The 12,175-nt window shown below is 44.8% G+C and carries 9 protein-coding genes and 1 riboswitch; of the genes, 5 read left to right on the top strand and 4 right to left on the bottom strand.

Features of this window, described 5'->3' with window-relative positions:
* Window positions 1–226 (top strand): hypothetical protein (locus KAH81_09215; protein ID MCK5833830.1); only part of this gene is annotated, 226 nt, incomplete at its 5' end.
* Here the strand turns inward: KAH81_09215 and KAH81_09210 are convergent.
* The 3 genes from KAH81_09210 to efp form a co-directional block, all read right to left on the bottom strand.
* The gene (locus KAH81_09210) at window positions 223–1,128 is read right to left on the bottom strand and encodes a hypothetical protein (protein ID MCK5833829.1); all 906 of its coding nucleotides are present in this window, start codon (window positions 1,126–1,128) and stop codon (window positions 223–225) included. The two genes, KAH81_09215 and KAH81_09210, sit on opposite strands and share 4 nt — an antisense overlap.
* Window positions 1,129–1,233: 105 nt before the next feature.
* Window positions 1,234–2,118, bottom strand: a complete 885-nt coding sequence (gene genX / locus KAH81_09205) for an EF-P lysine aminoacylase GenX (GenBank protein ID MCK5833828.1) — start codon at window positions 2,116–2,118, stop codon at window positions 1,234–1,236.
* Window positions 2,119–2,209: 91 nt separating this feature from the next.
* Complete coding sequence (gene efp, locus KAH81_09200) at window positions 2,210–2,770, bottom strand: elongation factor P (protein ID MCK5833827.1); 561 nt, start codon at window positions 2,768–2,770, stop codon at window positions 2,210–2,212.
* 459 nt (window positions 2,771–3,229) lie between these two features.
* Here efp and gyrB point away from each other — a divergent pair, with 459 nt between their 5' ends.
* The 3 genes from gyrB to KAH81_09185 all read left to right on the top strand — a co-directional run bounded on the left by gyrB (window position 3,230) and on the right by KAH81_09185 (window position 8,801).
* Window positions 3,230–5,653 carry a DNA topoisomerase (ATP-hydrolyzing) subunit B gene (gyrB, locus tag KAH81_09195; GenBank protein ID MCK5833826.1) on the top strand — a complete coding sequence of 808 codons (2,424 nt, stop codon included), beginning with the start codon at window positions 3,230–3,232 and terminating at the stop codon, window positions 5,651–5,653.
* A gap of 191 nt (window positions 5,654–5,844) precedes the next feature.
* Complete coding sequence (locus tag KAH81_09190) at window positions 5,845–6,645, top strand: hypothetical protein (GenBank protein MCK5833825.1); 801 nt, start codon at window positions 5,845–5,847, stop codon at window positions 6,643–6,645.
* On the top strand, window positions 6,642–8,801 hold the full coding sequence (locus KAH81_09185) for a UvrD-helicase domain-containing protein (GenBank protein MCK5833824.1): 2,160 nt from the start codon (window positions 6,642–6,644) through the stop codon (window positions 8,799–8,801). Before KAH81_09190 ends, KAH81_09185 begins: the two co-directional genes overlap by 4 nt.
* A 128-nt stretch (window positions 8,802–8,929) precedes the next feature.
* Here KAH81_09185 and thiC read toward each other — a convergent pair whose 3' ends face one another.
* A complete protein-coding gene (gene thiC, locus KAH81_09180; GenBank protein ID MCK5833823.1) occupies window positions 8,930–10,240 on the bottom strand; it encodes a phosphomethylpyrimidine synthase ThiC in 1,311 nt (436 codons plus the stop codon).
* Between the two features lie 26 nt (window positions 10,241–10,266).
* Window positions 10,267–10,362: riboswitch (TPP riboswitch) on the bottom strand.
* A 458-nt stretch (window positions 10,363–10,820) separates the two neighbouring features.
* Here thiC and KAH81_09175 point away from each other — a divergent pair.
* Window positions 10,821–12,053: a homoaconitate hydratase family protein gene (locus KAH81_09175; GenBank protein ID MCK5833822.1), complete on the top strand. Its 1,233-nt coding sequence runs from the start codon at window positions 10,821–10,823 to the stop codon at window positions 12,051–12,053.
* Window positions 12,054–12,175 lie beyond the last annotated feature (122 nt).

The raw sequence follows: 12,175 nt of genomic DNA, 5'->3' as shown, positions 1-12,175 counted from the left end.
CGACTACACCAACCTCCAGAACGAACTCCAGCTTCACAACAAAGAACTTATGTCCAGACCCGCCATTCTGCTGGCCAACAAGATGGATATGCCCAATGCCGCAAACAATCTGGCAGAATTCAAGCGAAAGACAAAAACAGACCCTATCCAAGTTTCAGCAGAAACTGGCAAAGGAATTGATGAGTTCAAAAATGCTCTGCACACGTTGTGCAAGCAGCAGGGCTAGAAAGACCTTGAAACACCGAACTTCAAGAAATAACTACTGCCTTCGCTCACTTTACGATCAAAATCTTCCAGGTCTTTGGCAAATACCACACTCTCCTCAAACACATAACCAACCTCTGCGGTAAGTAGAAAATCTTCAGAGGTCTGATGCGAGAGCCCGACATACAGACGATAGTCCTCCAACGTAATTGCCCCACGATCATCAGTCCCTTTCTCGCTGAGAGAATATGTGGTATTGTTCCAATCCAACCCGGCATATGTTCGCCAGTCCCTGTCAAAATAGTAATCCATCCTGATGCTAGGCCATCCACCCTCAAACACCAGCATTTCATTGATCTCATACTTGACCCCAATCAGAGGTATAAAAACCTTGTCGAAGCCTGGTCGAACCTCAAGCCCGGCATAGGCTGAAAGCCTTGGCTCAAATGCTCTGACAAAACGACATGACATAGGCACGTAAAACATATCCATGTCCAAATCTTCCATATCCGAGTATATCCCCGGCCGCGCTGAAATCTGTATCGCCCGCCCTTTCGCATAGCGCCACGTCCATTCCGGCTCCACAAACACACCAACAAGCTGATCAGGAAGATGCAATTGCGTTGCTGATGTTAACATCAGCGCGCTGAAATTAAGGCTGACACCCAGATCACCGTTTAAAACATCACGATAGTATGCAAGTTCCCAGTCCAGATCAAACTCCAGAGTGCTACTCTTCCCATAATCGCCATAACTGCGACTTGGAACATAGCAGAAACTTACCTCGTAAAGAGCACATGGAATATCATCCAGAATAGGACATGTATCAGATACAGCACGCCAGTCAAAAACAACATGCTCTCCTCGAACAGAGAACTGAACAAGAAAAACGGCCAAAACTATTATAACCAACTTGCGAATCATTGTTTGCCTCCCCATATGACAGCATTGTATCTGGAAAAGAGGGATTATGAATCGGAAGACCCAAAAGAACAAGATCATAATTCAACGATTTCCCGTTCCCCCCCCCTATAGAAACGCCCTTACATCTTCAATGGATGACGAACCGGTCATCAACATCGTTAACCGGTCAATGCCCAGAGCCACACCGGCACATCTCGGCAGGCCCTCCTTCATTGCAGACATAAACTCTTCATCAATCCCATAAACATCTTTACCCGATTTCAAACGATCACACGCACACTGCTCGAACCGCCCCCTCTGCTCCGTAGCATCCGTCAACTCGCTGAAAGCATTGGCAAGCTCTATACCTCCAATATACAGCTCCCATCGTTCCGCCACAGGCGTCTCTTCTTTCCTGATCCGAGCCAGAGCAGCAGCTTCCCTTGGGTAATCCATAAGCACTACCGGGCGATCCCTTCTCAGCCGAGGCTCAATCTTATGCACCATATCCTCATCAAACAGGTCAGCGTCGTAATCCGAAACAGGATTCCACCCCGCAAACCGACCGAACATTTCCTCAATCAATACACATTCCCAATCCGAAGAAACATCTATCTCCACACCTCCGTACTCCAGCCCCTCTCTCCCCTTGATACATTCACAAACATGTTCAATCAGCCCTTTCGCATCGTCCAGAACATCCATGTAATCCGCATCCGTACGGTACCACTCCAGCATGGTGTACTCAGGATTATGTAGATTGCCACGTTCACCCTTCCGAAAGCATGGCCCCATCTGAAATATTTTCGGAGGGCCGTCAACCAGCATACGCTTCATATGCAATTCCGGAGACGTGCGCAAATAAGCGCTTCCTGATTCCTCCGCATCAATATTAAGCTCAAGGGCTGGAAAAGGAATACGAACAGGCGTCTCAACCTCTATAAAGCCACGATCATAAAAAAACGCGCGAACAGCTCGCAAAAGATCACTTCTAATTTCTAACATCCCCATTTAGCCGTCCTTTTTTGCCCCACCCCCACCAAGGCCGAGACTCCTCCCCCTGTACTTTTGCGGCTGGTGCCTTCTGCGCTCAGCCTTCAACTTACCTTCTTACTCTATCAGCATATTCACCCGTACGCGTATCAACCCTCGCAATATCTCCTTCGTTGACAAACAGCGGAACCTGCAATTCAAACCCACCATCAAGGATCGCCGGCTTCAACACATTTGTAGCCGTATTTCCCCTTGCCCCAGGTTCCGTGTGAATAACCTCTTTCTCAACGAAATTAGGCAGAGTAACCTCTATAGGCCGATTATTGTGGAAAAGAACATCTACCGCGATATCTTCTACCATGAAAGAACTGGCCGGCCCAAGCACACTACCGAGAATTGGAACCTGCTCGTAGTTCTCATTCATGAAAACAAAGTCATCACCATCCTTATAGGAAAATTGCAAAGATTTCTCTTCCAGGTCCGGCTTATCCATCTTGTCATTCGACCTGTAGGATTTACTCATGGTAGCCCCATTAACCATATTTTTCAACTTACAGTTGTATATAGACTGCCCTTTGCCCGGCTTCGAGAAGGTAAACTCTGTAATAACATATGGAGCCCCATCAATCTCTATCTTCAGTCCCTTTTTCAAGTCCGATGCACTATACATATTCTAATCTCCTCTAATTAGCTGTTGTCCGAAAAGCATTTCGGACAACAGCCACAGGTCACAGGTTAAAAGTTAAGGAATCAAGCCTCATTGGTTGACAAAAAATATCGCAACATACGAGTATTCAGCAATTTACAATGATGAAAGGAGCTAAATGTGAAAGCATATGCGACACAAGAAAAGATAGTAGAAAGATTCCCTGTTGGCAACCTGTTTTTACGCCGGCGGTATAAGCAAAAAATACACACAAACAAAATACTCTCTGAAATCTCGTTAAAACGAAATTCACGGCATAAAACACTTCCAATTGGGGGTGTTTTTTTCGCAAAATAAAGGTAGGTTGTAAAGAGAAATGAGCTTGATTAGAGCCTTATAATATGTTTGTATAATTCCTAACGGGTTGTAAGAAATTATCTCCCCCCTGACTTTGGCTTACTCAGACCTGATTCAAGGATCAAGATGAAGCAAGAATCGAAATACGATGCCACAAAAATAACCGTCCTCGAAGGCATCGAGGCGGTACGCTTGCGGCCTGCCATGTACATCGGCGATACCTCTGTCCGTGGTCTGCACCACTGTGTTTATGAGGTCGTCGATAACAGCATCGACGAGGCACTAGCTGGTCATTGCGATAAAATCTCCGTAATAATGAACCCGGACGGATCTATCTCTATAAAGGATAATGGGCGCGGTATTCCTGTTGATATGCATGCAACCGAGAAAAAACCCGCTGTTGAAGTGGTTCTCACAACTCTACATGCTGGCGGAAAGTTTGATAACGACAGCTACAAGGTCTCAGGCGGCTTGCATGGCGTTGGTGTATCCTGCGTAAATGCTCTCAGCGAATGGCTTGAAGTGGAAATATGTCGCGACGACACCGTGTATCATCAGCGCTACGAAAGAGGGAACCCTGTCTCCAAGCTGGAGGAAATAGGGAAAACAAAGGGCTCTGGAACAAAGATAACATTCTATCCAGACAGCGAAATATTCCTGACACTCCAATTTGAGTGGGACATTCTAGCCAGCCGCCTACGCGAACTAGCATTCCTTAATAGAGGCATCAAAATAGAACTCAAAAGGGAGGAGCCAGCAAGAGAAGAATTATTTGAGTTCGAGGGCGGAATAAAGGAGTTTGTTGAATACCTGAACAAAACCAAAACGGCGCTACATCCAGATGTAATCTATTTTGAAAAAGAGAAAGATGGTGTCAGCGTTGAGATCGCAATGCAATACACAGACGCATACAACGAAAACGTATCTTGCTTTGCAAATAATATTCATACCATAGAAGGCGGCACTCACCTCAGCGGATTCCGTTCAGCCCTTACCAGAACAGTCAACGCCTACGGCAAAGCAAACAAGCTTATAAAAGACGAAAAAGACACGATGTCAGGTGACGACATTCGCGAAGGGCTCACGGCAATCATAAGCGCAAAAATCCCCAATCCCCAGTTCGAGGGACAAACCAAAACCAAACTTGGCAACAGCGAAGTTCAGGGTATTGTGGAGTCAATCGTCAACGAAGAGCTCGGGACTTTTCTCGAAGAACATCCATCAGTTGCTAAACGACTCATAGAAAAGGCGCTGGTTGCAGCGCGCGCAAGAGATGCAGCAAGAAAAGCACGGGATCTTACCCGCAGAAAGGGCGCACTCGACTCTGCGTCACTCCCCGGCAAACTGGCAGACTGCTCGGAACGCGACCCCGAAAAATGCGAACTATACATCGTTGAAGGTGACAGCGCCGGCGGGTCGGCCAAACAGGGCCGAAAACGTGAATTTCAGGCAATCCTCCCTCTTCGTGGAAAAGTCTTGAATGTGGAGAAGGCTCGTCTTGATAAAATTCTTAACAATAGAGAAATTCGTTCGCTCGTTACCGCCATTGGCGCAGGCATAGGACAGGATGACTTTGACATATCCAAAGTTCGGTATCACAAAATAATCATCATGACAGATGCCGATATCGACGGCGCGCATATCCGCACTCTGCTACTGACTTTCTTCTATCGACAGATGCCTGAATTGATTGAAAAAGGTTATGTATACCTTGCTCAGCCACCTCTCTATAAAATCACCCGAAAGAAACATGAAGAATATATAGACAGCGATGAGATCATGACAAAAAAACTCATCCAAATGGGTGCACAAGAGGCATCATTCCGTCTCGAAAAGAGTGACAAAACATTCGAAAATCAAGAACTGAACTCCGTTCTAGAACTTCTCACGCAAATGGAGCAAGTCCAGGCAAGTCTTGCCAGAAAAGGAATATCTCTCGAAGATTACCTTCAGAAACAGAATGCCGACACTGGGAAATTCCCGAAATATCTAGTCACAATCGATGATGATAATTCAGAAAAGCACTTCGTATACACCGATTCAGAACTGAAAACATTACGCGAAGAAGAAGAAAAGAAAACAGGTCATCAACTTGAAATATTTAACGACGAAGCCGCCGAAGAAGCCCCCGCATCAACATTCCGCTGGACAGAGATATATGCGGCTCAATCACTTGGCAAGCTTGTCCCCACTCTAGAAGATAAAGGCTTTACGATAGACCAATACATGGGAAATGGTAACATTATTGGTCGAATGTCTAGCGGCGAGGAAGAAGAACCCATAAATACTCTGTTGGAGCTGCTCGACAACGTCAGAAACATAGGGCGCAAGGGGCTCACCATCCAACGCTATAAAGGTCTTGGAGAAATGAATCCTGACCAACTTTGGGAGACCACAATGAATCCCGAATCAAGAAGGCTTCTTAAGGTGTGTCTCGAGGATGCCGCCGAGGCTGATCTCATTTTCTCCACGCTCATGGGAGATAAAGTCGAACCTCGGCGTGAATTTATTAAAGCGAACGCTCTCGATGTTAGGAATCTCGATATTTAATCAATTACAGTTCATAGATTTAACTTAGTATTTGTAATTCTCTGCGACTATTAGAAATCGAAAAAAGCGATTGGATTTCCTGTATAGCGGGAATAAAAAAGCGTTCAGACTATGCTGTTTGATATGCGAATAAATACATAATCGTAAATTCGATAAATCCTCTTTGGCCTGTTTTGATTATGGAGGTTAATTTGAAAAAAACTATTCTAATTATATTCTGTTTAGCCTCACTTATTGGCATATACGCCTGTGGTGGAGGCAAAGTAACAGAGTATGAAGAATCGCGTATTACTTCCTTTGCATGGGCAGGTGATACGCTAATCTCATACTGCAAAAATGTCGAAAAGGGTTTTATAGCCGGAGGAATAAAGAGAAATCCAAGGCAATCGGTGGAATTATGGCTGGCCAAAATCGATCCCGAGAGGGGAATTGTGGACACAAGCTATAGAGTCCGCCAGATACCCACAGATATTGGCAGAATAGAGTTTTTTCCTAGGGGGAGGGCTATACTTTATGCTGTGGATAATGGCGTCCATCGGCTCGATCTTTCAAATGGTGATCGTATAGATTTCTTCACTCATCCTTCGATCAAAAAGAAAGCGGTTCAAATCGATGTCGGTCCGGCGGAAAAATATTCTGTTATTGTTGTCGATGCCGAAGTAATGCCCGGTTCCGAAGGTCTTTTAGACCTTTTCATGATAGATATGAGCAACAATAACCTTGTTTTTCATACCGATTCTCTTATTGATGATCAAAGTTTCTCTTGGCTATCCGAAGACTGCATAGCCTTTATATCACCAGATTTATGGGAAGAATCGAAGCGAAGAATACTTCAATTCGGTGTTTCTGATTGCATTGTTAAACCATCTAGTTTGACCGAAAATGAAGTTAGATGTAACTGCCCATTGCCATCTATTTCCGCGTCCGGAAGGTGGGAGTGTTTCGATGAAGATGGGGCGATAAAAATTTCAGCTGTTTCGAGTAATAAATGAAATCCAAAAGAACAAAATTCTCAGAAGACCTCAATGATAAACAACTCGAGGGCGTTCTGGCCACCGAGGGACCTGTGCTTGTTCTCGCGGGTGCAGGGAGCGGTAAAACTCGGCTTTTAACATACAAAATAGCCTATCTGGTTCTCGAACTCGGGATTGATCCAGGTTGTATTTTTGGGGTTACATTCACAAATAAAGCTGCCGGAGAGATGCGTGACCGTGTGGAAATGCTTTGTGGAGGCTCACTTGGCGGGATGTGGCTTGGAACCTTCCACTCATTATGCGGGAGGATACTGCGTGTAGATGGCTCAAAGATCGGTCTTGGAACCAATTATTCTATCTACGACGAGCTCGACCAGCGCCGCCTCATGAAAGAGGTAATAAACGATTTTGGTCTCGATCCTAAAGTGCACGATCCGAAATCCATTCTTAATGTTATATCAGGGTTCAAAAATAGGCTCATTTCAGCAGAAGATTTTGTGCCATCATCAGTGCGTGAAAAGACACTAGCTAAGCTCTGGACTGCCTATCAAGATGCGATGAAAGCAAATAATGCCGTAGATTTCGACGACATGATACTTTTTGCGGTGAGGCTCTTACAAGAACACGAAGTTGTCCGAAAAAAATATGCCGGCAGGTTCCAGTATATACTCGTCGATGAATTTCAGGACACTAATCATGCTCAGTATGAGTTGATTAAATGTTTATCAAGTGAATACGGCAATATCACAGTTGTTGGGGACGATGATCAATCGATTTACAGTTGGCGAGGGGCAGAGGTAAGAAATATTCTCGAATTTCCTGAAGATTTTCCGGGCGCAAAGACTATTCGTTTGGAACAAAACTACAGAAGTAGTGGAACTATTCTCTCTGCGGCTAGCGCTGTTGTGGCCAATAACTCTGAAAGGCACGAGAAAACCCTTTGGACCGACGGAGATAAAGGTGATAAACTCAAGCTTTTCAAACTACCGGACGAATACGCCGAGGCAAAACTTGTAGCCCGTTCAATAAAGAAGGAACTCGATTCTGGTGCTTCAGGGGATGGAATAGCCATTCTTTACAGAATCAACGCACATTCGAGGTTGCTAGAGGAAGCGCTTACAAAGCTTCAGATACCGCATGTAATTATAGGTGGCATACGCTTCTTCGAGCGCGCAGAAATCAAGGATATTATGGGATACCTCAGAATGATAGTAAACCCGGATGATGACATTTCATTTTCTCGGGTGGTAAATATGCCACGTAGGGGTGTTGGTCTGAAATCTATGTCTAGACTAAAGAATGTGGGCAAAGCTAATGGCGAAAACCTATACGATATTCTCTTAAAAGGCAACCTTAGCGATTTCACTCCGATGTCTCGTAAGGGTTTTGCCGAGTTTCTCGAGATAGTCGAGAAACTAAGAACTGCATCGAAAGACTCCGATGCCGGCGAGGTAATAGCACAGACAATGCGCGAAAGTGGATATTTGGGTATGCTCGAAAAAGACGGTAGTCTCGAAGCTCGAGCGCGTCTGGAAAATCTCTCCGAGCTTGTCAACTCAGGAATCGAATTTGCTAATACACATCCTGAAGATCCCTCTCTATCGGCATATATTATAGAGGCTTCGCTTCTATCTGGTGTTGATGAATATCAGCCGGATGAGGAGACTGTTAGCTTGATGACAGTCCACTCGGCCAAAGGGCTCGAATTTGATTCAGTATATATTTGCGGGTTGGAAGAAGGACTTTTCCCAATAGGAAGGTCGATGGAATCTAATTCCGAAATCGAGGAGGAACGAAGACTTTTCTATGTTGCTGTTACACGGGCGCGCGAGAAAGTGTCTTTTCTATGGGCCTCTTCTCGCCATCGTTTTGGAGAAGAGCAAATTGGTGTTCAGAGTCGTTTCGTGGATGAGATACCAGATGAGCTTCTTTCGAGCGATAACGAGCCATCTCAATCAGGTGGTTTCATAAGAACACGATCCTTGAAAAAAACAGAGAAAGCTAAGAGCGGTGCGATAAATCCCGGGACTGTAGTCGAGCATCCATTCTTCGGTAGGGGTCAGGTTATGGCGATTAAAGGCTGGGGTGAAAATGCAGTTCTGACTGTCGCTTTCCCAAAATACGGCACCAAAAAACTCCTACTTAAATATGCCGATCTATCGATAATTAGATAAAAAATATTTTGTTAGCTTTTAGTTTGTTGTATATCGACTCTTTATTTTGCCTTTGTATTTTGTAAGGTGTATAAATAAAAAAGGTGGGTATTAACCCACCTTTTAAACCCAATTCGGTTATTGAGATTTTAAGAAATAGCCTCTTTTTTTTCCTTTTTAATCTCTTTCACCCTTTTAACTGCGCAAAAATCACCACACATTGTGCATGTATCCTCATCGGCGGGCTTTGAAGCCCCACGAATCTCGCGTGCCACCTTGGGATCGATAGCTAATTCCATCATTTTATCCCAATCGAGCTCATGGCGGGCTTTGCTCATGTTGAGGTCCATTTCCCACGCACCGGGGATACCTTTAGCTATGTCACCAACATGCGCAGCTATACGGCAGTAAATAACTCCCTCTCGAACCGCAGCTGTATCGGGAAGCGAAAGGTGCTCGGTACGCGTAACATAACATAAATAATCAGCTCCGCTCATGGCTGCAATGGCGCCACCTATTGCGCTAGTGAGATGGTCGTAACCAGGTGCAATATCGGTAACTATCGGCCCGAGAACATAAAACGGTGCTCCCTCACAGAGTTCCTTTTGGATATTTATGTTCATTATTACATCGTCGATAGGAACATGTCCCGGACCTTCGACCATCGCCTGAACACCATTCTTCCGCGCCTTTTTTACTAACTCCCCAAGAACAAGCAATTCCCCTATCTGGGATCGGTCTGTTGCATCGACAATAGCCCCAGGGCGAAGACCGTCGCCAAGCGAAAGCACCATCTCATATTTTTTCGCAATCGCACAAAGTCGATCGAATTGCTCGTAAAGAGGATTCTCCTTATTGTTTTTGTGTATCCATTCAGCATGGAATGAACCTCCGCGAGAAACAATGTCCATCGTTCTGTCTCCGGTGAGAAGATCCTCGACAACCTTGCGAGTGACACCACAATGAACAGTTATAAAATCAACGCCCTGTTCACCATTTTGTTCTATAACCTCGAAAAGCTCATCCGGGTCCATATCGACTACTGGTTTGCCGGCTTCGCGCCTGCGGACAGCAGCCTCATAAATTGGAACAGTCCCAACAGGAATGGTCGAGTTGGCAATAATTTCTTTTCTTATGGCAGCGAGATCGCCTCCGGTAGAAAGATCCATGACAGTGTCAGCGCCGGCTTCGATAGCTGCATTGAGTTTTTCCAACTCGACTTTAATATCGGCGGAATCAACACTGGTGCCAATGTTAGCATTAACCTTAGTCCTTAAGCTCTCCCCAATGGCTAAAGGATTTATCTTAACCGGACGAACACGGTTTCTTAAAATGATAACCCTTCCTCTGGAAACTAAATCACGAAGATCGTCCGGCTCTATGCCCTCGTCGCCCGCTGCAACTATGATCTCCGTCGAAACAAGTTCCTGCTTTGCCTCTTCTAATAAACTAGTCATCATATCTCCTTAAAAAAAATTCCCAGTATGGGAAGTTTGGCCTGAGCTCCCTTCGCCATCATTAAACGGATCAGGTTCGACGGGTCCTTTATAGGTTCTCAGCCGAGGCTCCCCGCTCAGTTGATTATAGGATAATCGGATAAAGAACTAAAGTCAAGGGTATTGAAAAAGAGCTTGCTTAATATTAAAATTTCCTTTTAAATTAAAAAAAGGGTGGAGGAAGGGGAGCGCTGGCACGGGAAAAAGGGAAGTTGTCAAGAAATTTGCTTTAATGCAAATTTCTTGACAACGAAGGGGTGTAAGGGATTTTTGCGCACACACACAAAAAACTGTTTGCGCGATTTATCGAAATAGCAAAAATCGTGACAGCGCGGGATGGGGGAAAAAATACAGTAAATAGGCAAACAGCAATGCGCATCCAAGCTTTAAAAAAAACCAACTTGACTAAAGCTGAAACACTACCGACTTGAACAAACAAATTCAAAAGCTACTACAAATCCTTTTCCCCTCATTATCCTTGCAAATATCGATAATAGCTATATTTTACAAATATAAAGTTTAGGGCATTAATAAGGAGCAATAGATGGGTAAAACGATTATTGAAAAAATCCTCTCAAAACATACGAATGACACAGTCAAAACGGGGGAGACTATATGGCTCGATTTAGATGTCCGTAGCGCACGCGATTTTGGCGGCGCAAATGTAATCGGACATCTAAAACGCGAATATGGAAACGAAATTATGCTTGCAGATACACAGAAAACCTTTTTTACTATTGACTGTGTTTCCCCCGCAAACACTATACCCTATGCCGAGAATCAGCATATAATAAGACGATTCGCGCATGAGCAAGGTGCAAAGATATACGACGTAGGTCAAGGCATCGGCACGCATGTTCTAATAGAGAATGGTGTTGTCCGACCGGGAATGACCGCTGTCGGAACCGATTCGCATTATAATATCCTCGGTGCGATAGGTGCATTCGGCCAAGGAATGGGTGATCGCGATATTGCATTCGCCATGAAAACCGGTAAAACTTGGTTTGAAGTCCCACCGACAGTTAGGGTCAATCTGAATGGAATACCCAAAGATAAAGATGTTACAGCTAAGGATGTTGTCTTGCGTCTCCTATTAGAGTACGGCGCAAGCGGTCTTCTTGGAAATGTTATCGAGCTTTACGGCGATTTCATCGACCGGGCCGGTCTCGATGAGAGAATCACGATAGCAAGCATGGGTACAGAGATGGGTCTTATTAGTATCATAATACCACCGAATAATAGCCTAATAAATGAACTAAAAAGATGGTCACAAAACGATTATACTCTTATTTCCGCCGATCCCGATGCTGAGTATTTAGCCGAATATACTATCGATATACATAATCTCGAGCAGCTTGTTTCAGCACCATTTGCGCCGCATAACGTAGTCCCGCGCCGAGAACTTAAAGATCGTAAAGTGGAAAGCGTGTTCGTCGGAAGTTGCACCGGAGGTAGGATCAGCGATTTAATGATGCTCGATAAGAAGATAAAAAACGGCATCTCCGAAGATATCATTTTACGCGTTGTCCCTGCCACGAGAAGAACACTCAAACTTGCTGTCGATTCTGGAATATATGAAACTCTTACTATTGCGGGAGCTATTATCAGCCACGCCGCATGTGCGGGGTGCGCTAGCGGACAGATTGGAATGACTGGAACCGGTGAAGTTCAGGTTTCTACGGGAAATAGGAACTTCAAAGGAAAGCAGGGCGCTGGGGAAACGTTCCTTGCTAGTGCGCTGGTTGCCGGTGATGTCGCAGCAAAGGGCGTCCTCTAAGGGGATACTTTGAACTCTCTAACTTGGATTATAGCTTTTGTGCCAGGTCTCCTGTGGCTATGGTTTGTTTACAAAAAAGATCGATACGAACCCGAACCAATAATATGGGTGATAATCGTCTT

Source organism: bacterium, from assembly GCA_023145965.1.
Lineage (GTDB): Bacteria > UBP14 > UBA6098 > UBA6098 > UBA6098 > UBA6098.
Note: the sequence above shows the minus strand (reverse complement) of the source record. Positions and strands in the feature narration are given on the sequence as shown.